This is a genomic window from Hominisplanchenecus sp. (assembly GCF_046967715.1).
GTDB lineage: Bacteria > Bacillota > Clostridia > Lachnospirales > Lachnospiraceae > Hominisplanchenecus > Hominisplanchenecus faecis.
On the sequence record NZ_JBKVNQ010000031.1, the window covers coordinates 4,516 to 26,250 of the forward strand.

Annotated in this window: 24 protein-coding genes and 1 riboswitch; of the genes, 22 read left to right on the top strand and 2 right to left on the bottom strand. The window is 45.4% G+C overall.

All coding sequences use genetic code 11. The annotated features are described in order from the left end of the window. Positions 1-244: 244 nt before the first annotated feature. Together ACLTL4_RS06175 and ACLTL4_RS06180 are read left to right on the top strand one after the other, a co-directional pair. Complete coding sequence (locus ACLTL4_RS06175; RefSeq protein WP_412291485.1) at positions 245-1,204, top strand: hypothetical protein; 960 nt, start codon at positions 245-247, stop codon at positions 1,202-1,204. 67 nt (positions 1,205-1,271) lie between these two features. Continuing rightward, positions 1,272-1,544 carry a hypothetical protein gene (locus ACLTL4_RS06180; RefSeq protein ID WP_173866364.1) on the top strand — a complete coding sequence of 91 codons (273 nt, stop codon included), beginning with the start codon at positions 1,272-1,274 and terminating at the stop codon, positions 1,542-1,544. Here the strand turns inward: ACLTL4_RS06180 and ACLTL4_RS06185 are convergent. After that, the gene (locus ACLTL4_RS06185; protein WP_412291484.1) at positions 1,505-2,737 is read right to left on the bottom strand and encodes a cation:proton antiporter; all 1,233 of its coding nucleotides are present in this window, start codon (positions 2,735-2,737) and stop codon (positions 1,505-1,507) included. The genes ACLTL4_RS06180 and ACLTL4_RS06185 overlap by 40 nt on opposite strands. A 136-nt stretch (positions 2,738-2,873) precedes the next feature. Further along, positions 2,874-2,949: riboswitch (Fluoride riboswitch) on the bottom strand. Positions 2,950-3,341: 392 nt separating this feature from the next. Between ACLTL4_RS06185 and ACLTL4_RS06190 the strand changes: the two genes are divergently transcribed. The 19 genes from ACLTL4_RS06190 to ACLTL4_RS06280 all read left to right on the top strand — a co-directional run bounded on the left by ACLTL4_RS06190 (position 3,342) and on the right by ACLTL4_RS06280 (position 19,821). Next, positions 3,342-4,199 carry a cell wall hydrolase gene (locus ACLTL4_RS06190; protein WP_147631236.1) on the top strand — a complete coding sequence of 286 codons (858 nt, stop codon included), beginning with the start codon at positions 3,342-3,344 and terminating at the stop codon, positions 4,197-4,199. Between the two features lie 195 nt (positions 4,200-4,394). Continuing rightward, positions 4,395-5,885 carry a threonine synthase gene (gene thrC, locus ACLTL4_RS06195; protein WP_215659014.1) on the top strand — a complete coding sequence of 497 codons (1,491 nt, stop codon included), beginning with the start codon at positions 4,395-4,397 and terminating at the stop codon, positions 5,883-5,885. A gap of 315 nt (positions 5,886-6,200) precedes the next feature. Beyond that, positions 6,201-7,229, top strand: coding sequence for a glycosyltransferase family 2 protein (locus tag ACLTL4_RS06200; protein WP_412291482.1), 1,029 nt, complete (start codon positions 6,201-6,203; stop codon positions 7,227-7,229). Positions 7,230-7,246: 17 nt separating this feature from the next. Further along, entirely contained in the window at positions 7,247-7,807 is a 561-nt protein-coding gene (locus ACLTL4_RS06205) for a hypothetical protein (RefSeq protein WP_022118725.1), read from the top strand. Next, a complete protein-coding gene (locus tag ACLTL4_RS06210; protein ID WP_022118726.1) occupies positions 7,797-8,849 on the top strand; it encodes a lysylphosphatidylglycerol synthase transmembrane domain-containing protein in 1,053 nt (350 codons plus the stop codon). Before ACLTL4_RS06205 ends, ACLTL4_RS06210 begins: the two co-directional genes overlap by 11 nt. Positions 8,850-9,021: 172 nt before the next feature. Next, positions 9,022-9,714: an iron-sulfur cluster assembly scaffold protein gene (locus ACLTL4_RS06215; RefSeq protein ID WP_022118727.1), complete on the top strand. Its 693-nt coding sequence runs from the start codon at positions 9,022-9,024 to the stop codon at positions 9,712-9,714. 19 nt (positions 9,715-9,733) lie between these two features. Next, complete coding sequence (locus ACLTL4_RS06220; protein ID WP_412320333.1) at positions 9,734-10,744, top strand: GGGtGRT protein; 1,011 nt, start codon at positions 9,734-9,736, stop codon at positions 10,742-10,744. Positions 10,745-11,151: 407 nt separating this feature from the next. Further along, positions 11,152-11,463, top strand: coding sequence for a phage holin family protein (locus ACLTL4_RS06225; protein ID WP_412290781.1), 312 nt, complete (start codon positions 11,152-11,154; stop codon positions 11,461-11,463). A 189-nt stretch (positions 11,464-11,652) separates the two neighbouring features. Next, positions 11,653-12,222, top strand: a complete 570-nt coding sequence (locus tag ACLTL4_RS06230; protein ID WP_412290783.1) for a chromate transporter — start codon at positions 11,653-11,655, stop codon at positions 12,220-12,222. Continuing rightward, entirely contained in the window at positions 12,219-12,788 is a 570-nt protein-coding gene (locus tag ACLTL4_RS06235; RefSeq protein ID WP_173866369.1) for a chromate transporter, read from the top strand. The genes ACLTL4_RS06230 and ACLTL4_RS06235 overlap by 4 nt, the downstream gene beginning before the upstream one ends. Positions 12,789-12,936: 148 nt before the next feature. After that, entirely contained in the window at positions 12,937-13,512 is a 576-nt protein-coding gene (locus ACLTL4_RS06240) for a xanthine phosphoribosyltransferase (RefSeq protein ID WP_022118539.1), read from the top strand. Between the two features lie 203 nt (positions 13,513-13,715). Then, positions 13,716-14,660 carry a phosphate ABC transporter substrate-binding protein PstS family protein gene (locus ACLTL4_RS06245; RefSeq protein WP_412320335.1) on the top strand — a complete coding sequence of 315 codons (945 nt, stop codon included), beginning with the start codon at positions 13,716-13,718 and terminating at the stop codon, positions 14,658-14,660. Between the two features lie 29 nt (positions 14,661-14,689). Further along, positions 14,690-15,634, top strand: a complete 945-nt coding sequence (pstC, locus tag ACLTL4_RS06250) for a phosphate ABC transporter permease subunit PstC (RefSeq protein WP_173896250.1) — start codon at positions 14,690-14,692, stop codon at positions 15,632-15,634. Then, positions 15,624-16,499, top strand: a complete 876-nt coding sequence (gene pstA, locus ACLTL4_RS06255; protein ID WP_173896251.1) for a phosphate ABC transporter permease PstA — start codon at positions 15,624-15,626, stop codon at positions 16,497-16,499. The genes pstC and pstA overlap by 11 nt, the downstream gene beginning before the upstream one ends. 19 nt (positions 16,500-16,518) lie before the next feature. Continuing rightward, positions 16,519-17,277, top strand: a complete 759-nt coding sequence (gene pstB / locus ACLTL4_RS06260) for a phosphate ABC transporter ATP-binding protein PstB (RefSeq protein WP_173897800.1) — start codon at positions 16,519-16,521, stop codon at positions 17,275-17,277. Positions 17,278-17,291: 14 nt separating this feature from the next. Beyond that, complete coding sequence (phoU, locus tag ACLTL4_RS06265) at positions 17,292-17,957, top strand: phosphate signaling complex protein PhoU (RefSeq protein ID WP_022118544.1); 666 nt, start codon at positions 17,292-17,294, stop codon at positions 17,955-17,957. 110 nt (positions 17,958-18,067) lie between these two features. Next, entirely contained in the window at positions 18,068-18,646 is a 579-nt protein-coding gene (gene rsmD, locus ACLTL4_RS06270) for a 16S rRNA (guanine(966)-N(2))-methyltransferase RsmD (RefSeq protein WP_022118545.1), read from the top strand. Next, positions 18,643-19,134, top strand: a complete 492-nt coding sequence (coaD, locus tag ACLTL4_RS06275; RefSeq protein WP_022118546.1) for a pantetheine-phosphate adenylyltransferase — start codon at positions 18,643-18,645, stop codon at positions 19,132-19,134. Before rsmD ends, coaD begins: the two co-directional genes overlap by 4 nt. A gap of 87 nt (positions 19,135-19,221) precedes the next feature. Beyond that, positions 19,222-19,821, top strand: a complete 600-nt coding sequence (locus ACLTL4_RS06280) for an ATP synthase F0 subunit B (protein ID WP_147631245.1) — start codon at positions 19,222-19,224, stop codon at positions 19,819-19,821. On the opposite strand, the gene ACLTL4_RS06285 is transcribed toward ACLTL4_RS06280, so the two are convergent. After that, positions 19,818-20,747 (bottom strand): nucleoside recognition domain-containing protein, encoded by a 930-nt coding sequence (locus ACLTL4_RS06285; RefSeq protein ID WP_412290787.1) that lies wholly within the window; start codon positions 20,745-20,747, stop codon positions 19,818-19,820. The genes ACLTL4_RS06280 and ACLTL4_RS06285 overlap by 4 nt on opposite strands. A gap of 88 nt (positions 20,748-20,835) precedes the next feature. Here ACLTL4_RS06285 and ACLTL4_RS06290 point away from each other — a divergent pair, with 88 nt between their 5' ends. Further along, positions 20,836-21,669: a M23 family metallopeptidase gene (locus ACLTL4_RS06290; protein WP_248835309.1), complete on the top strand. Its 834-nt coding sequence runs from the start codon at positions 20,836-20,838 to the stop codon at positions 21,667-21,669. The last annotated feature ends 66 nt before the right edge of the window (positions 21,670-21,735 follow it).

A 21,735-nucleotide genomic window follows, 5' to 3' on the forward strand; every position in this document is an offset into this window, starting at 1 on the left:
AAACACAGGGACGTATGGAAGGAGATCACCAGTGGATTATGATTCTGAAAAAGGAGCAATGAAATGAAAAGACGGAATCTCGATAACCATTCTCCATTTCATAAAACAGGTCATACTTCGAAAGGAGATCAGCGAAAATGGAAAGTTGAAGACAGATGGTATAAGGTAGATTATATGGGATATGAAAGTCTGGCAGAAGTTCTGGTATCACATTTTCTTGAAGCAGACGAAAGGAAAAGAAAAATTGGCAGCAGAGGAGATAAAGGCACTTTTATACCGCAGCAGCTGTTATCGGAACCTTCCGGGAGATTATAAAAAGGAAGCGATGTGGGATGCTTTTGCAGCTCTGAAACGTCAGAAACAGGTGAAAAATCAGGATGCCTATCTGCGAAGTCTCGGATACAAAATACTTGCATCCTGTTATCGGGAAAAATACAGTGTGCTGGATGAAAGGGCAGAAAAATTGCAGAAGAAATGCGATTATTTTCTGGTGGCAAAAACGGATGTCAAAGGTCAGAAAACAGAAAAACAGTTAGAAATCTGGGAAGATGCAGCAAGAAGTTATCGTGACAGAAAAGAAGATCCGATGGAAGAAAAGTGTTATCAGCAGATGGAACTTTTATTTCAGAGGATGCAAAAAGAAGGGGCAGAGCCGGACTATAAGCAATATAAATGGTTTGCAGAGGATCGTGCAAGGTGTGCGGGCAGACAGAAACAATTTCAGAATGTACTTCAGATCATCCGGAAAGCATACACGCTGACCCTGCATGAGTATCAGACTCCAAAACCAGAGGATGCCTGGCCAAATTATAATGAAGAAACGAGAAAATACCATTTTTCAAGAGATCTGGAACACTATGCAGACATTCTGGCAGAGATCGGACTGCAGCAGGAAGCGTTTGTATTTTACAGCATGTCCGTGATCGTATCCGTGGAAGATCAGCAGGATGCACCGTTTTTTGACAGCCTGGATCGGTACTTTGCCGGAGAATGGAAACTATTATATAAAACATTTGAGACGGCACTGCATCAAAGAGTGACAGAAGAGCAGATTGATCACCTGTCAAATATTCAGAATGAGCTTCAGTATGATGAGATGAAAGATTTCTGGAACAGCAGCAAAGCAGCAGACTTTCGCAGGGAGCTTACGTGGTTTGTGGATACATACTGCCATGGGGAGATTGAGTTCAAAAGAGAAGATTAAATCATTTTCACAACGCCAGAGAGAAAACATGCTACACTGCTCTCAAATCATATGGAAGGAGGATAGCATGGGAGAAAAGGAAGGCAGAAATACCAGAGTTCTGAGCCTGTTTGTGAGACTGTCATATGGTGACATCCTGAAGAAAAAAGAGGAAGCACGTCACTATCAGGTGACAGAGCGGACGATCCAGAGGGATCTGGAGACAATCCGAAGCGTTCTGGAAGAAGAACGCAAGATGGGCAGGGACGATCGGATGCTTCTGTACGACAGAGAGCAGAACGGGTATAAAATCTGCAGAGTTTATCTCAGTCGAGAAGACTCCCACTTCTGCAAATGGTGAGTAATAACAAGCAGCTTTTTGTAAGTCCGGTCAATACCGATCGCTCCAAGCGGTGCGGTGATCAGGATCGCCAGCACTGCGACAGAGAGCACGATCTGTCCGCAGGCAAGTCCCATGGAAAGTGGAACGGAGCCGATCGCAGCCTGAACGGTTGCTTTTGGAAGATAGGCGATCACGCAGAAAAGACGTTCTTTGAAATTCAGTGAAGTTTTTGTCATGCACAGGCAGACACCGACGGCACGGAAAACAAGAGCCAGCAGGATCATGGCGACTGCGGCGATTCCGGCCTGCATCGTATAGCGGATGTCTACAGCGGCACCGACCAGTACAAAGAGCAGGATCTCGGCAGCGATCCAGAGCTTGCCAAACTTCAGTGACAGACGATTGGTGACATCGATGGGACTTTTCAGCTTTACCACGCATGCCATACTGACAACGGAAAGAAGTCCGGAAATGGCAACGATTCCTTTGAGGCGGTTCTCCAGTGCCATGCAGAGAAAAGCAAGGCTGAGCAGGATCAGGACTTTCAGACTGCTGCGGATGCTATGCCCCTGTCTATGGCAGGTTTCAAAAAACAGGGCGAGCAGGTAACCGATCATGGCACCGATCACGATGCCAAGCAGGATGGATACCGGAATGTTTACGAAATCCATGATGTTTGCAGAACCGCCCTGAGCCATGCTCGAAAATGTAGAAAACAGTACAATGACAAAAATATCATCACAGGATGCCCCGGCCATAATGAGCTGGGGTATACTTTTTTCGGTGCCATAATTCGTTTCCATGAGCTGAACCATACGCGGGATGACGACGGCAGGGGAAACGGCAGCGAGCACAGATCCCATGACTGCTGCCTCGATTTTGGAAATGCCGAGCAAAGTCGGTGCCAGCAGAACATATCCGATGATTTCGAATGTGGCGGGAACAAAGGACATCAGAATCGCAGGACGACCGACCTTTTTCAGGTCAGAAAGATTCAGAGAAAGCCCGGCCTTGATAAGGATAATGATCAGTGCCATCTGTCGCAGATCGGATGATATGGATAATACGGAATCATCCAGCAGGTTCAGCACATACGGACCAAGCAAAATGCCGGCAAGCAGCATACCGATGATACGGGGCAGCTTCAGCTTCTCAAAAAGAGATGCCAGGAGCAGGCCGGTCAGAAAAATGAGTGCAAGTGATGTTAACATAAAGACCTCCTTTATTATAATGAAACTATGAGAAACACGCTTTGCGGGTTTCTCAAGTTATCGCGGCAGTCGCCAAGGTCTCGTGCAAGCACGGACTTTGGCTCGTTGCTCGCATAAAAAAAGCTGGTGATCCTGCGAAATCGCAGAAGTCATCAGCTTATATACAAGCGGTTTGGTTAAAAACCAGGGAGAACCTCATTCCCGGCAGTCATTATATAATGGAAGAATTTGTTTGTAAAGGAGAAAGTGAATAAGCTGCTCAGAGGAAAATGTGGATAACTACAAAATATTACAAATATTTCAAAAATGTTAAAATGACATAATCAACAATTGAGTAAACGAAAATGAAACATCTATTGTTCAAAAGTTGAAAAATGCCGAAAATTTACTTGGGTAAAATGACAAAAATCAAGAAAACAGGTTATACATATTGCAACAAATAATGTTTGAAATGTGATAAAATTATGGAAACATCTCATAAAATTGTATGTGACTGAAAAAAATATGTTGTAAAATGTAACGAATCTGTAACATTTACCTTGACATGTAACAAATTCTTCACTTATAATGCAGGTACATCAACTGCGGAAGGAGGAATGGCATTATGTGGCTGCTGGGAGTGATCTTAGATAATATCTGTGGTTTTTTTAAGGTATGTTTTTCACGTACACTCAGCAAACAGATTTATCGCAACTGTGCAGTTCTTATGACAGGTACAGTTGTGGTGGCTGTATTGGTTTTTACAGCGGGCAGTTTTACCGGAGGAGGAAAGAATCAGGTATATGCTGTAAAAGCCTCCCGAAATGCAGAAGAAGCAGGTGAGGGTGAGGATGTGAAGGAAGAGGAGCTTCAGGCAGGTCTGATGGGAATTGTTGCCAGCGTAAACAAGCTGGAAGCGTACTCGCAGGCAGCGGATGGCGTTGATCTTGAGACGGCGAATCAGGAGATCCTTGCCGGAACATCACGAATCAGAAAAAATGCCCTCTACCAGAAGTACGTGGAGGAGTGTGCAAAAAACATCGGAAGCATCGGCTATTATGCACAGCAGAAAGTGCTGGAAAATCAGATGGATGGGAATGATTATTACACACTTCTTCAGATCGTAGAAGCGGAGGCGACAGGGGGAGACATCAAAAGTAAGATCCTGATCGCCAATGTCGTGCTCAATCGTGTAAAGGATTCCAGATTTCCAGATACGATCTACGATGTTGTCTGGCAGACGGCGGGCGGTTCGCCGCAGTTTTCCCCTACCGACGACGGCAGGATCTATACGGTCTCGATCACGGATGATACGATCGAGGCGGTAGACCGGGCATTGGCCGGGGAAGATTATTCGCAGGGGGCACTGTTCTTTGCAGCACGTGCCAGTGCGGAAGCCCAGAATATGGTCTGGTTTGACCAGAATCTGGTGCAGATGTTTGAATATGGCGGACACGAATTTTTCTGTTTTGCGGATGAATGATCCGCTGCATGAGAAAAAACCGGGGGCATGGTAAGAAGTGTCTCCGGTTTTTCTCAACTTCGTTCCTTTGCTCTTGCACAGTGAAAAAAGGTATGTTATAATCTGGAATTAAGCGTGGAGAGACTGCATCAGATGTAAGGTGACTCCCGTAAAGTTTATCGCAAAATATGGCGTTTGAAGGAAAGGACGGCTGTTATGAATCTTTTATACAAAAGTACCAGAAGCAACGATGTCGAAGTAACTGCATCCCAGGCAATCCTGAAAGGACTGGCAGATGATGGCGGTCTGTTTGTACCGGAGAGTCTTCCGGCACTGGAAGCAGATATGGACACCCTTGCAGGGATGAGCTACCAGGAGACTGCATATGAAGTTATGCGTCAGTTTCTTACCGATTTTACGGAAGAGGAACTGAAAGACTGCATCGCAAAAGCATACGATGAGAAATTCGATACAAAGGAGATCGCTCCGCTTGTAAAAAAAGATGAGGCTTATTATCTGGAACTGTTCCACGGAAAGACGATTGCTTTTAAGGATATGGCATTGTCCATTCTGCCGCATCTTCTGACCACATCCGCAAAGAAAAATCAGGTGAAGAATGAGATCGTGATCCTCACAGCAACATCCGGAGATACCGGAAAAGCAGCACTTGCGGGATTTGCAGATGTACCTGGAACAAAGATCATTGTATTCTATCCGAAAAACGGCGTAAGCCCGATCCAGGAAAAGCAGATGGTAACACAGAAAGGTGCCAATACTTTTGTAGTAGGGATCCATGGCAATTTTGATGATGCACAGACAGGCGTGAAAAAAATGTTTGGTGACAAAGAACTGGCAGCACAGATGGATAAGGCAGGATATCAGTTCTCTTCCGCAAACTCCATCAATATCGGAAGACTGGTTCCGCAGGTTGTTTACTATGTATATGCTTATGCAAAAATGTATGCAAACGGTGAAGTGGCAAAGGGAGAAAAGATCAATGTCGTAGTACCTACCGGAAACTTCGGAAATATTCTGGCAGCCTACTATGCAAAGAACATGGGTGTGCCGATCGACAAGCTGATCTGTGCTTCCAACGACAACAAGGTTCTCTATGATTTCTTCCGCACCGGAACGTATGACAGAAATCGTGAGTTTATTCTGACAACATCTCCGTCCATGGATATCCTGATCTCCAGCAACCTGGAGCGTCTGATCTACAAGATCGCAGGTGCAGATGCAGCAAAAGATGTAACTCTGATGCAGAATCTGGCAGCAGAAGGCAAATATGAGATTACAGATGAGATGAAAGCTCAGCTGAAAGATTTCTACGGCAACTATGCAAATGAAAAAGAAACTGCCGAAGAAATCGCAGAAGTTTACAAAAAAACAGGTTATATTATGGACACACATACCGCTGTTGCTTCCAGAGTATACCGCAAGTATGTGGCAGAGACCGGTGATCAGACCAAGACCGTGATCGCATCCACAGCAAGTCCGTATAAATTCACCAGAAGTGTTATGGATGCCATTGATGCAGAAAAGTACAAAGGCATGGGTGACTTCGAACTGGTAGACGCACTGAGCGAACTGTCCGGTGTGAAAGTTCCGCAGGCGATCGAAGAGATCCGTACCGCACCGGTTCTTCACAAGAATGTGGTAGAGACAGAGGATATGCCAAAGATCGTAAAACAGTTCTTAAATATCTGAGATGCCGGATCTGAAGCTATAAAGCATGAAGTAATGGCAGGACATCTTTGAAACATAACATCATATTTTAAAACCAAAGCAGGAGAAGGAGCACCGTTTTTCCATGTTCCATCTCCTGTTTTTGCGTATCCGGGAAGCTGTGGTTTCTGAAGAATGCAATAAGAAATTAAATAAAGTTTAAGAAAGCTGGCGTTGCGGCGGCATATTATACTATGTATAATATATCAGATGGAAGTTACTTTATAACGGAGCAATTCACAGGTATCATGATACCAAGATGAACACAAAAACTATTAAGAAGGGATTTATGAATAGATGAAAGAAAAATTGATTACGTTTGCAGTGCCATGCTACAATTCGCAGGATTACATGCAGCGATGCCTGAGGTCGCTGATGGCGGGAGGCGAGGAGGTGGAGATCATCGTGATCGATGATGGCTCCACGGATCGGACCGGTGAGATCGCAGATTGCTATGCAGAAAAGTATCCGGAAACAGTCAGAGCGGTACATCAGAAAAACGGTGGTCACGGAGCCGGAGTGAACAAAGGACTGTCTCTGGCAGCCGGAGAATATTTCAAAGTGGTGGATTCGGATGACTGGCTGGATGAGGAAGCTCTGAAAAAGTTATTGACGGAGATCCGAAAAAGAAAGAGACAGGGGGCTTTAGCGGATCTGATCATCTGCAACTATCTGTACGACCATTTATATGAAGGAAAACAGAAACGGATGGGCTATGAGAATGTATTTCGCGATGGAAAAGTCTGTACTTGGGATACCATCGGGAAATTTCATCCATCGCAGTACCTTGTAATGCACGCTCAGATCTGCCGGACAGAAGTACTTCGAAGGTCAGGCGTACGCCTGCCGCGGCATACGTTTTATGTGGACAATCTGTTTGCCAACCAGCCGCTTCCGTTTGTAAAGACGATCCTGTACCTGGATCTGGATCTCTACCATTATTTCCTTGGAAGAGAGGATCAGTCGGTCAATGAGCAGGTGCTGATGAAAAGGATCGACCAACAGATTCTGGTTACAAAAATGGTTTCGGGGTGTGCGGATTTGAAGCAAGTACAGAAGGAACATCCAAAACTGGCGGATTATCTGGTACGGAATCTGTCAATCATGATGTCGATTTCTTCCATTCATCTTTTACTGATCGGAACGGAAGAGGCAATGGAAAAAAGAAACGAACTGTGGGAGTATATGAGAAGAAGAGGAAACGGTCTTTATCGGAAGCTTCGCTTCGGGACCGTGAGCGGTTTTACTTATCTGCCTGGAAAAGCAGGGACGGCACTTACACTGGCAGGTTATCGCCTGGCAAAACAGTGCTATCATTTTAACTGATCGGAAGGAGAGAAGCTATGGAACAGATTTATCTGGCTTTTGTGGATACACCGGGATTCTTTGCGTCCATCATCCGTAGAGTGATCGGGATCCCTTATGTGCATGTGGTCCTTTCGATGGATGCCGATCTAAGAGAGGCCTACAGTGTGGGGAGAAGGAATCCGGCCGTTCCGCTGATCGCCGGCTTTGAAAAAGAAAATACGCTGGAGATCGAGGCAGTATTTCCGCATGCAAAATATAAAGTAGTCCGTATGCAGTGTACGGCAGAACAGAAAAAAAGTATTGCAAGACAGCTTTTGCAGTGCTATAAACAAAGAAAGCGATATCACTACTGTATTATCGGACTGCCTTTCATCCTGTTTCAGATACCGTTTTATCAGAAGAATCATTATACCTGTTCTTCTTTTGTGACGAATATCCTGGAGCAGAATGGCATTTCGCTTTTCCAGAAGCATTTCTCGCTTGTGACACCAAGGGATTTTTACGAACTGGAACAGACAGAAACCATTTTCGAAGGATCTCTGCATGATTTTAACAGAAAGGTTTATTTAATGATAGGAGCAGCTTATGAATCGTAAAAATTTGATCAGTGCGGCGTTTTTCCTGCTACTGTTGACCGCTACTATTGTGGTTATTTTTCAGGGAAATGATATGAATACCGTAGTTGCTGCCATGCAGACTTTAAGCCCGGTTTATCTGGTGGCTGCAGCTCTTACGGCTTTGTTCTTTACATCCGCGGAAGGCATTATGATCTGGTATCTTCTTGGCAGTCTGGAGGGGAAAACCCCTCTTTTTTCCTGCATCAAATATTCGTTTGTGGGATTTTTTTATTCCGGTATCACACCGTCTGCAACAGGCGGACAGCCGATGCAGCTTTATTACATGCAGAAAGAAGGGCATAAAGTATCGGACAGCAGCGTGGTGCTTATGACGGTGGCGGTGGTATACAAACTGGTACTGGCCCTTATGGGCGTTGCCATTTTGCTTTTTTACCGCACGCAGCTGATGGGATATCTTGGAAACTATATTTATCTTTATTATCTTGGACTGTTTCTGAATACGGCTCTGGTGGTGATCCTGCTGTTTGTCATGATCAGCCCGCGCTGCTTTAAGAGTCTGGTACTTGGCGGCGAAGCAGTGCTCAAAAAACTGCACATTCTCAAAAAATCAGGAAAACGAAAAGAAAAACTGATCGAGATGGCAGATCAGTACCATGAAGCAGTTGTATTTCTGATCGGGCATAAAAACAAGATCGCATTTGTGCTGATCCTGACATTTATCCAGAGATGCAGTGTGTTTTTTATGACCTGGCTGATCTACAAAGGCATGGGGCTTACCGGAGAATCTGTGCTCAGTATCATGATCCTTCAGGCATCTGTTTATATTGCAGTTGATATGCTGCCGCTTCCGGGAGCACAGGGAATCACAGAGATCATGTACAAAGCATCCTTTGGACAGGTCTTTAAAGGGGCACTGCTTCCGGCGTCCATGTGCCTGACAAGAGGTCTGAATTTCTATTTTCTGCTGATCGTCAGTGCTGTTACCGCCATGTACTGTCATTTCAGCGTCCGCAGAAAAGGCCTGAAAGGATCCTGGCGAAGCGAAGAAGCCAAATCTTAGAGGCATTTCCGGACAGAAAAAGACAAAAGAATCCGGTTTGTTAAAAAAAGACTGGACGAAATCGTCGATTTATGAGAAAATAATGTGAAAGTATTTTGCAGCCTCCTGTGATCGCAAAAAAAGGGAGGCGGCTAATTACTATATGCAATTTATTTTTGAAAGGAGTCTTAAAATGATTTATTCACGTGAAGTAGAAGAAATGTGCCCAGTTGCACAGGGCGTTCATCATGGCGCTGCTCCAATTCCAGAAGAAGCAAAGTGGGTACAGGCAAAAGAAGTTAAAGACATTTCCGGATTTACACATGGTGTAGGCTGGTGTGCTCCTCAGCAGGGTGCATGTAAGCTGAGCCTGAATGTAAAGGAAGGTATCATCCAGGAAGCTCTGGTAGAGACCATCGGATGTTCCGGTATGACACACTCTGCTGCTATGGCTGCTGAGATCCTGCCGGGTCTGACTGTAATGGAAGCTCTGAATACAGACCTTGTCTGTGATGCTATCAATACCGCTATGAGAGAACTGTTCCTGCAGATCGTATACGGAAGAAGCCAGAGTGCTTTCTCTGAAGATGGTCTGGCAGTTGGTGCTGGCCTGGAAGACCTGGGTAAAGGACTTCGCTCACAGGTTGGTACAATGTACGGTACATTAAAGAAAGGTCCTCGTTACCTTGAAATGGCAGAAGGTTATGTAACAGGCATCGCTCTGGATGCTGATGATCTGATCATCGGATACCAGTTCGTAAACCTTGGAAAGATGACAGACTTCATCAAAAAAGGTGATGACCCTAATACTGCATGGGAAAAATCCAAAGGTCAGTATGGCCGCGTAGCTGATGCTGTTAAGATTATTGACCCGCGTAAAGAATAATTAGAGGAGGTAACAGGAAATGGCTTTATTTGAATCATATGAGAGACGAATTGACAAGATCAATTCTGTTTTAAACAGCTATGGCATTGCTTCTATCGAAGAAGCTGAGAAAATCACAAAAGACGCAGGTCTTAATGTTTACGATCAGATCAAAGGCATTCAGCCAATCTGTTTCGAGAACGCTTGCTGGGCATATACAGTAGGTGCTGCAATCGCAATCAAAAAAGGATGTAAGAAAGCAGCAGATGCAGCAGCAGCTATCGGTGAAGGACTTCAGGCATTCTGTATTCCTGGATCCGTTGCTGATACACGTAAAGTAGGTCTTGGACATGGTAACCTTGGTAAAATGCTCCTTGAAGAAGAGACAGACTGCTTCTGCTTCCTTGCAGGACATGAGTCTTTCGCAGCTGCTGAGGGTGCTATCGGTATCGCAGAAAAAGCAAACAAAGTTCGTAAAAAACCTCTTCGTGTTATCCTGAACGGTCTTGGAAAAGACGCTGCACAGATCATCTCCCGTATCAACGGCTTTACATATGTAGAGACAGAGTATGATCCATACAAGAACGAAGTTAAAGAAGTATTCCGTAAATCCTATTCTGAAGGACTTCGTGCAAAAGTTAACTGCTACGGCGCTAACAGCGTTCCGGAAGGTGTTGCTATCATGTGGAAAGAAGGCGTTGACGTTTCTATCACAGGTAACTCCACAAACCCGACACGTTTCCAGCATCCGGTTGCAGGTACATACAAAAAAGAATGTCTTGAAAAAGGTAAGAAATACTTCTCAGTAGCTTCCGGTGGTGGTACAGGACGTACACTGCATCCGGATAACATGGCTGCAGGTCCTGCTTCTTATGGTATGACAGATACTCTGGGACGTATGCACTCTGATGCACAGTTCGCAGGTTCTTCTTCTGTTCCGGCTCACGTAGAAATGATGGGTCTGATCGGTGCAGGTAACAACCCAATGGTTGGTATGACTGTTGCAGTTGCAGTTTCGATCGAGGAAGCAGCAAAAGCTGGTAAATTCTAAGAAATAAACAAAAAGTTTTATCTTAGTCGGAGAAGACTCCCACTTCTATAAGTGGCGAGCAACAAATTTGTCTTAGTGGGAGTGCAATCTCCGACTAAGATAAACGCTCCGCGAGGATGCACAGCGATTCTGTTGGGTAAATGTCAGCAAAGCTGACCAGAATCGCGTGCCAAGTCTCACGTGCGTTCGACTTGAATTAAATGAAAATAACAGGCACTTTCCGTAAAGGAGAGTGCCTGTTATTTTGAACGCAGAGAAGCATTCCCCCGCTTCAAGTGTGCAGAGCACTAAGCGGTGGGTGAATTTTTTTGCAAGATTGGAAGAAAAAGCTTTTTGCAGATATCAGATATTGGCAACTTTCTGCTTGTTTCGGAATATTATAGTAAAAACAGCGTGGGGAGTCTATCATGCAGATCACCGATTATATAAAACCAGAGCTATTGGCAGTGGCACTGGTTTTATATTTTGTTGGCATTGGGCTGAAACATTCTCAGACCATACAAAACCAGTATGTTCCCGGAGTTCTCGGGATTCTCGGTATATTGCTTGCCGGTCTGTATGTGTTTGCAACGACAGAATTTCAGACAAGACAGGAGATCGCAATGGCAGTTTTTACGGCGGTCGTGCAGGGAATCCTTGTGGCGGGACTGAGCACGTATGTAGATCAGCTGCTGGGGCAGAGACACAAGTCCTGTGAAAAAGAGGAAAAAGAGGAATGATCCGTTACGAAGGGAAACGTAAAGATTATGTAAAAAGATGTATTTTTCAAAGAAGATGTGCTAAAATTGTCAGGGGATGCCTGATCAGGTCATCAAGTCATAACATTATTTCTGCACAGGTACATCGTGATTTCAGACTTTTCGTTGTGACATCCTTTTAAGCATAAAAAGCACAAAAGAGGTATAGCTATGGAGTCAAAATCAAAAAAAACTGTCTTATGGAAACTTTTTCTGTCTACGTTTTATCTCAGTGCATTCACGTTTGGCGGAGGCTATGTAATCGTGAGTCTGATGAAAAAGAAATTTGTTGATGAGTATCACTGGATCGATGAGAATGAGATGCTGGATCTGGTGGCGATCGCACAGTCAGCACCGGGAGCTGTGGCAGTGAACGGAGCGATCGCAGTCGGCTATAAGCTGGCAGGGCTTATCGGCGTGGTGACAGCCGTCTTTGGGACATTGCTTCCGCAGTTTGTGATCATTGCGGCAATCTCGGTCTGTTATCAGATCTTCTGCAAAAATTTTATTGTAAGCCAGATGCTGCTTGGCATGCAGGCCGGAGTCGGGGCAGTGATCGCTGTTGTGGTATATGAGATGGCGGGTGAGGTGGCAAAACAAAAAGATGCCATTTCCTGGATCATTATGGCAGCTGCCTTTCTGGCGGCAACGGTGTTTCAAGTCAATGTTGTATACATTGTGATTGCAAGCGGTTTGTTGGGATTTTTACGTTCAAAGTACGGAAAGAGGAAAATATCATGATTTATCTGAAATTATTTTTTGCATTTCTTCAGATTGGAATGTTCAGTTTTGGAGGCGGTTATGCGGCAATGCCTCTGATACAGCACCAGGTAGTGGACACGTATCACTGGTTAGATGGGAAAGGGTTCGCAGATCTTGTCACGATCTCGCAGATGACACCTGGCCCGATCGCCACAAATGCAGCTACGTTTGTCGGAATGAACACGGCAGGGCTTGCGGGAGCTCTGATTGCAACGTTTGGATGTATTCTGCCGTCCTGTATTTTGGTTACATTTATTGCTTACTTCTATTTAAAATATCAAAAGCTCGCAGCACTTCAGGGTGTTCTTTCTTCCCTGCGTCCGGCAGTGATCGCACTGATCGCATCGGCCGGCATTTCCATCTTGGTTTCTGCCTTCTGGAACGGACAAACTGTGATCCGTCTGCCGGATACCGACTGGGGTATGGTGATTCTGTTCGGCCTTTGCATCGTGCTGCTTCGGAAATGTAAAATGAATCCGGTGACCGTTATGTTTCTGGCCGGTATTCTGAAAGTTTTGCTGGCAGAAGGTCAGAAGATTTTGTAAAATTCTGGTAATTGTTCAGTGGCTTCACCGTTGTGGGTCAAAATACATTTTCTGTACATTGACATTTAAGGCTATAGAGGGTAAAATTGAAAAAACTGATGATGTATATCAAAATAAAATGAACGAAACGATGATGGAGGATAAAGAAATGCAGATACTCAAAGACAGAATCAGAAAAGACGGTAAGATTAGAGAAGGCAATGTGCTGAAAGTGGACAGCTTTTTGAATCATCAGATGGATGTATCCCTGTTCCGTGAGATCGGAAAAGAGTTCAAACGCAGATTTGAAGGGGAAGAGATCACAAAGATCCTGACGATCGAGGCATCCGGTATCGGTATTGCCTGTGTTGTTGCCGAAGTTTTCAACGTTCCGGTTGTCTTTGCAAAGAAGACGCAGACCAAAAATATCGCAGGAGATGTCTATACCACACAGGTGGAGTCCTATACTCACGGAAGAATCTACGACATCATCGTTTCCAGGGAGTTTCTCGGACCGGATGACAAAGTGCTGCTGATCGATGATTTTATGGCAAACGGAAAGGCAATGGAGGGACTGATCCAGATCGTAAAAGATTCCGGTGCACAGCTGGTCGGAGCCGGTATCGTGATCGAGAAAGGCTTCCAGCCAGGCGGCGATGCCCTGCGTGATCAGGGAGTACACCTGGAATCTCTCGCTATCGTAGAGAGTATGGATGAAAAAACCGGAGAGATCGTATTCCGATAAGCTTTACGATTTCTTTACAATTGCAGATTTTCTTTACAAAAACATAACCAAGGATTAACCAGCCCATGCTTTTTGTGGGCTGGTTTTGTGTTATCTTAAGGTTGTTCACAAAGAACAGAAAAATCAGAAACTGACAGATGCCGAATGAAAAACTGGTAAAAATAAAACGAAAACGGCACAGCAGGTCAGGAGAGGAGATTATTATTATGAAGAACCTTAAGAAATTGACAGCTTTAGCAGGAATTTGTGCAGTGACAGTAGCAAGTCTGGCAGCATGCGGACAGTCAGGCACGACAACAGAGACAAAGGCAGATACAAACGCAGCACAGACAGAGGCAGGAAGCCAGGCGGCTGAAAGCACTGCAGACAGTGCCAAAGATACACAGGCAGCAAGCGAAGCTTCCGCAGATTTGAACGGCAGCATTACCATGGCAGGAAGTACTTCTATGGAGAAACTGGCAAACGCCGTTGCAGAAGCTTTTATGGAGAAATATCCGAATGTAACCGTAAATGCAGAATTTACCGGATCTTCCGCAGGTATTGAATCCCTTCTTTCCGGAAGCGTAGATATCGGAAACTCTTCCCGTGCACTGGAAGACAGTGAAAAACAGAATGGTGCAGTAGAAAACATTGTAGCGATCGACGGTATTGCAGTTGTAGTAAATCCGGATACAAAAGTAGAGAATCTGACAAAAGAACAGCTGGCACAGATCTACACAGGTGAGATCACAGACTGGGCAGATGTAGACGGAGACTCCGTGCCGATCGTTGTGATCGGACGTGAAGCAGGTTCCGGTACGAGAGGAGCTTTTGAAGAACTGCTGGATGTTGCAGATAAATGTACATATGCAAGCGAACTGGACAGCACCGGAGCTGTTATGGCAAAAGTAGCTTCCACACCGGGCTCCATCGGATACGTATCTCTGGATGTCCTGGATGACACGGTAAAAGCCCTGAAACTGGAAGGTGTAGAGCCGACAGCAGAAAACATCAAAGCAGGAAATTATTTCCTGAGCCGCCCGTTTGTTATGGCGACAAAAGGAGAGATCTCAGAACAGAGCGAACCGGTACAGGCACTGTTTGACTATCTTTCTTCCGCAGAAGGAAAAGATCTGATCAGCTCCGTAGGTCTGATCACTGTAGACTAACTGGAAAAAACGAAGGCTTGGTGTAAAGAATGGAAGATAAGAAAAGCAAATTCAGTATTTTAAGTGCAAAAGGATCCCGCTCGGCGGTAGAAACAACGGCACAGATCATCTTTACCATATGTTCGGTCGTTGCAGTTGCGGCAGTCTTTTCGATCACACTCTACATGATCATCAGCGGAACCCCTGCAATTTTCAAAGTCGGTCTCCTTGACATTCTCTTTGGAAGTGTCTGGGCACCGACGGCGGCAACGCCATCCTACGGTATCCTGTACATTATCCTCACATCGATCGTAGGAACGGCACTTGCCATCCTGATCGGTGTGCCGATCGGTATTCTGACCGCAGTCTTTCTTGCGGAAGCTGCACCGAAAAAACTGGCAGCCGTTGTAAAACCGGCGGTGGAACTTCTGGCAGGCATTCCTTCGGTTATTTACGGACTGGTCGGCATCCTGGTGCTCAATCCGGTAATGTACAAACTGGAGCTGTTTCTCTTTCAAAATTCAAAAACACACCAGTTCACCGGAGGAGCGAACCTGATTTCAGCTGTGATCGTACTGGCGATTATGATCCTCCCAACGGTAATAAATATCAGTGAGTCTGCACTGAAAGCAGTACCGCAGAATCTGAAATCAGCATCGCTGGCTTTGGGAGCCTCCCATATCCAGACTATTTTCAAGGTGATGATCCCGGCGGCAAAATCCGGTATCATTACAGCCATCGTACTTGGAACAGGAAGAGCGATCGGTGAAGCAATGGCGATCACTTTAGTAGCAGGAAGTTCGGTAAATCCGCCGTTCCCATTCAATTCGGTTCGTTTTCTGACAACAGCGATCGTAAGTGAAATGGGATATGCAGCAGATTTACACAGACAGGTTTTATTCACGATCGGTCTGGTGCTGTTTGTATTCATCATGCTGATCAATGTGGTTCTGACACGGATACTGAAGAAGGGAATAGACGACGATGCAAAGTGAGAATTCAATTTATAATAAAAAAACACATGGCATGGACAAGTTCCTGTACGGATGCATTTATCTGTCAGCAGCCATAGCAGTTTCTGTTCTTCTGATGATCATCTGTTATGTAACGGTAAGAGGAATCGGAAGTGTCAGCCTGGAGTTTCTGACAACGGTAACAAGTGCAAGAAAAGGAACGGTCGGCATTGCCGGAAATATTGTCAATACGCTGTATATCATCGTGATCACGCTGGTGATCGCAACGCCGATCGGTGTGGGAAGTGCCATTTATCTGAATGAGTATGCCAAACCGGGCAAGATCGTAAGGATCATTGAATTTACGACGGAGACACTTTCCGGTATCCCATCGATTATTTTCGGACTTTTCGGAAGCGTGTTTTTTGGAACAACGCTGAAACTTGGTTATTCTCTGCTGACCGGTGCTCTGACTTTGAGCCTTATGATCCTGCCACTGATCACGCGAAACACGCAGGAAGCTCTGCGTACGGTTCCGGATTCTTACCGGAGCGGAGCACTTGGCATGGGAGCAACAAAATGGCACATGATCCGTACAATCCTGCTTCCGTCTGCCATGCCCGGCATCATCACCGGAGTGATTCTGGCGATCGGACGTATCGTCGGAGAATCGGCAGCCCTGCTCTTTACGGCAGGAAGCGGTTATCTGCTCCCGAAAGCGGGAGGATGGCTTTCCAAGATCCTGCAGCCGGGCGGAACTTTGACGATCCAGCTGTATCTTAGCAGCTCAAAAGCAGAATATAATGTAGCGTTTGGAATTGCATTTGTACTTCTTGTGATCGTACTGTGCATCAATTTCCTGACAAAATATCTGGCGAAGCGTTTCGATGTAACGCGGATGAAATAAAAGAAAGAGGAGCATCACCATGGAAAATACAAAAATCAGTGTGCAGGATCTGAACCTGCACTACGGAACGAATCATGCGTTAAAACATGTCAATATGGAGATTCGGGAAAATGCGATCACTGCATTTATCGGTCCGTCTGGATGCGGTAAATCCACCTTTCTGAAGTGCTTAAACCGTATGAATGACCTGGTTGAGAACGTAAAAATAGAAGGAAAAGTCCTGATTGACGGAGAAGATATCTACAGTCCGAAGGCAGATACCACACTGCTTCGAAAAAAAGTGGGTATGGTATTTCAGCAGGCAAATCCATTCCCGATGAGCATTTATGATAATATCGCTTATGGACCGAGGATCCATGGCATTAAAGATAAAGCGACACTCGATCAGATCGTGGAAGAGAGTCTGCGTGGAGCAGCGATCTTTAATGAGGTAAAAGACCGCCTGAAAAAATCAGCACTGGGGCTTTCCGGCGGACAGCAGCAGCGTCTCTGTATTGCAAGAGCACTGGCCGTACAGCCGGACGTGCTTCTGATGGATGAGCCGACATCGGCACTTGATCCGATCTCTACTTTAAAAATTGAAGAGCTGATGGTAGAGCTGAAGAAAAAATATACGGTTGTTGTTGTCACCCATAACATGCAGCAGGCAGCACGTGTATCGGATGACACCGCATTCTTCCTGGTAGGAGAAGTGATCGAGTTTAACCATACCGATGACATCTTTGCGAGACCACAGGATAAGAGGACCGAAGATTATATTACAGGACGTTTTGGTTGATTGGGGGAAAAACAATGTCAGTGAGAATGAATTTTGAACACGAACTGGAGACTCTTCGCGAAAACATGGATGCCATGGGAAAGGGGATTCAGCAGGCTTTTGCAGATCTGCTCTCAGCAATTGCACTTAATGATCTGGAAGAATTGGACAGAATCCAGAAAAATGACCGTAAGATCAATGAGATGGAGCGTAAGATTGAAGCAGAATGCCTGCTGCTTCTGACCAGGCAGCAGCCGGTGCTGGCAAGTGATTTGCGTATCGTATCTTCTGTTATGAAAGCAGTCGGTGACATGGAACGTATCGGTGACCATGCAGCGGATATCGCAGATATGGCAGTGCGTCTGAACGGTATCAGCTACAAAGAGTATGCACCGTCCATGCCAGAGATGCTCGAAGAGACCAGAAAGATCCTCTGTGATGGGGTAGAGCTTTTTATGGCAAGAGATAAAGAGCAGGCAAAAGAATTTTATAAGAGAGACGATAAGATTGATGACCTTTTCAACCAGGTGAAAGAGGAACTGGTTGCCTGCCTGAAAGAAGGCAAAAAAGACACCGATGCCTGTGTGGATCTTCTGATGGTTGCAAAATATCTGGAACGTATCGGTGACCATGCAGTCAATATCTCAGAGTGGGAAGTATTTAAAGAGACCGGAAGCATCAAAAACGAAAGAATCCTTTGATACATAAGCTCACAAATGCTGCTTGCTTCCGTTGTTTTCCTGTTTTTTCGGCTTGACGTGAAGTGTGAAAACCTTTATAATAGAAAAAACACAGAACAAAGGAAGAAATTATGAGAGTTATCGCAGGCAAAGCCAGGAGACTGGCACTTAAGACGGTTCCCGGAATGGAGACCAGACCGACCACGGACCGGATTAAAGAAACGCTTTTTAATATGATACAGGATGAACTATACGGTATCCGTTTTCTGGATCTGTTTTCCGGGAGCGGTGCGATAGGGATTGAGGCACTCAGCAGAGGAGCAAAGGAAGCAGTCTTTGTGGAAAAAAATCCTGCCGCAGTGTGTTGCATCCGCGAAAACCTGAAGTTTACTAGGTTGGACGCGGATGCTTTTGTTGTGCAGTCAGATGTTTTTGCTGCACTGGATCGTCTGAGACGTGAGATCGAGGACGGCAAGGAGAGCTTTGGTGTCATTTTTATGGACCCTCCTTACAACCAGGAGCTGGAAAAGCGAGTCCTTTCCTGCTTAAAAGACAGCAAAGTGGCAGATGAGCGTACCCTGATCATTATAGAGGCATCTCTGGAGACTGATTTTTCCTATCTTAAGGAATTTGGGTTCCGTGTACTGAAACGCAAAGAATATAAGACAAATGTTCATATGTTTATAGAGAAGGAGAAAAAGGAGTTATGAGAAGAGCTGTCTACCCTGGAAGTTTTGATCCGGTTACGTTCGGACATCTTGATATCATCCGTCGTTCCGCTGTTCTGGTGGATGAACTGATCGTCGGTGTGCTGACAAATAGTGCAAAAACGCCGTTGTTTTCTGCCGAAGAACGTGTTAATATATTAGCTGATGTCACCAAGGATATCGGAAATGTGACAATAAAGGCATTTGATGGTCTGTCCGTAGATTTTGCAAGGAACTGCGGAGCACAGTTTATGGTGAGGGGTCTGCGGGCGATCACCGATTTTGATTACGAACTGCAGATGTCGCAGACCAACCGCATCCTGCGCTCAGATATTGATACGATTTTCTTATCGACCAGTCTGGAATATGCCTACTTAAGTTCGACAACGGTCAAAGAGATCGCCAGCTACCATGGCGATATCTCCAAATTTGTGCCGGAGTCGGTGATTGAGAAGATATATCAAAAAATGGAAGTGTCAAAGCAGGATTGAGAAAGTGCGAAGTACAAAACAATCCGTAAGGCATCTTTAAATTAGAACTAGAACCAGAAATCAGAATAAAAAATAGGAGTGATAACGATGAGCAGCAGAATTGAGCAGATTATTGAAGAAATCGAGGAGTATGTAGACAGTTGTAAATTCCAGCCACTCTCTTCTACAAAGATCGTGGTAAATAAAGAAGAACTGGAAGAGCTTCTGCGTGAGCTTCGTATGAAGACACCGGATGAGATCAAACGTTACCAGAAGATCATCAGCAACAAAGATGCGATCTTGGCAGACGCACAGTCCAAAGCAGATGCGATCATCGCAGACGCAAAGACACAGGCACAGCAGATGGTTACGGAAAGTGAAGTTATGCAGCAGGCATATGCACAGTCCAATGAGCTGCTGGAGAACACTAACCAGCAGGCACAGGAGATCATGGACAATGCAACAACCGATGCCAACAACATCCGTATGGGTGCACTGCAGTACACCGATGAGATGCTGGCAAATCTGGAAAAGATCATGAGCCATACGATCGATGCAGCAGGCGAGAAATACAATACTTTCATCAATTCGATCCAGTCCTGCTACGATATCGTAAACAAGAACAGACGCGAGCTGTCACCGGGCGGAAACCCTGCATCTTATGCAGCACCGCAGCAGGATGCGGATTACGATGACGACGAGGCTTAAAAAAGGCCCGGAAGCAGCGTAATGCAGAGTATTTCACACAGAAATATCAGCAGAGCGAGCAGTATTTTGGTAAAAAAATAGCTACGAAGAGATAAGGGGGTGTCTTTTATGACACTCCCTGTTTGCATGAAAGAGCAAAGACCGCCAAAAGCCAGAAACGGGAGCAATATCACATAACTTTGCGGATAAGCAAATGCGGCAGTGACGGCAGGGATTCCGCCTGTAATTTCCAGAAAGCAGGAGAAAAAAGCGGCACTTTCTGCACGCATGCGGGGTATGTGTGTGATCACATTGGATAAGACGGAAAATAATATAATATAACCGCCAAGCTTTAGCAGGACTGAGAGGGCATCTTGGAGGCAGGCATCAAGCAGTGCAAGAGAAAGCACGGGACTCGATGTCTTTTTTTCACGGAGAGAAAAGGAACTGCCGCAAAAGAAAAATGCCATCAGACAGACAAAAGCGGGTATTATGTACAGAAAAGAGACGGTGATTCCGGCTTTCTCCGGGTGTTTTAAGTGCAGTGTCAGAAAATAGGTGATAAGAAAAGCCGGACTTACGTTGTTACAGAAACCGAAGAGCATGGAAGCTTCCTTTGGATCGATCTGATCGGTTTTTAAAAGATCGGCAAGAATTTTGGCACCAGAAGGATAACCGAAGAAAAAGCCGCACAGGAACGCATAAAGCCCGGTCGGGGAGAGATGGAGATATTTTCGGGTAAAAAGTCCGGGCAGGAAGAGAAGATGTTCGATCAGGCGGCTCTGGATCAGGATGTTGGAAAAGACCATGAATGGCAGAAGGGTGGGAACCAGAGTGAAAAACCACAGGTTCAGTCCCATTTTTGCACCTTCAAAGACCAAACCAGGTAAAAACAGCAGAATCACAAACAGGGCAGCACCAAGAAGTGAAGAAAAGAAAGATTTCATAAAAAATTCCTCTTTTTGCGTATCGTATGCATCAATCCAAAAACATATGCATATAAAAATAAGACCGCTTTTGTGAGGGTAGTTTCGGATGAAGAAAAAGCGACCGGATGATACGATCAGAAAAAGGATCTGTTTTCTGTTCCTTGCAGTGCTTGTTCTTTTTGTCGGAATGGCGATATTCCATCATGAAAAGAGAAAATATGCTCTGCATGACAGAGTCATTGAAATGGAACATTTCCGTTCTATGCAGGCAGGCGGCAGCTTGCAGGAAGAAACAGCAGAACTTCAGAAACAGAGCGGACTTTCGAAAGGAAAACTGCTGGCACTTGCTTTTGCGGGTGCTCAGGCGTCTTTTCCAAAGAAAATGCCGACGATCGATGAGTTGCAGCAGACGGCGAAGTGGATGTACCGTTATCGCCCGAAACAATATGAGATGCTGGAAAATGCGTTCTGTGCGGTATGGGATGATCTTGTCTGCTTTCCAGTAAAATGCAGGGTATCTTATGAGGATTCCTGGATGGAAGAACGCACCTACGGCGGCAAACGGGGGCATGAGGGGACGGATCTGATGCCGCCGACAAATCAGAGAGGGTTTTATCCGGTATTTTCTGCCACAGCCGGGACGGTTGAGCATATGGGATGGCTTCAAAAGGGCGGATGGCGGATCGGAATCCGCAGTGAACAGGGCGGTTACTTTTATTATGCCCATCTCTCGGAATATGCACCGAGGATGGAAGAAGGGAAAACAGTAGAAGCCGGCGAAATGCTGGGCTATATGGGGGACAGCGGTTACGGAGAAGAGGGCACGGTCGGTCAGTTTGCCGTACATCTGCATTTTGGCATTTACATACAGACAGCAGACGGGCAGGAAGTCAGTGTCGATCCTTACTGGATCTTAAAAGGTCTGGAGGGAGAACCTTGAGGTGACAGTTGGAAAAAAGGAAAAATTATGCTATACTGGTCTGACTGAGGAAGGACGGTAAGTAAT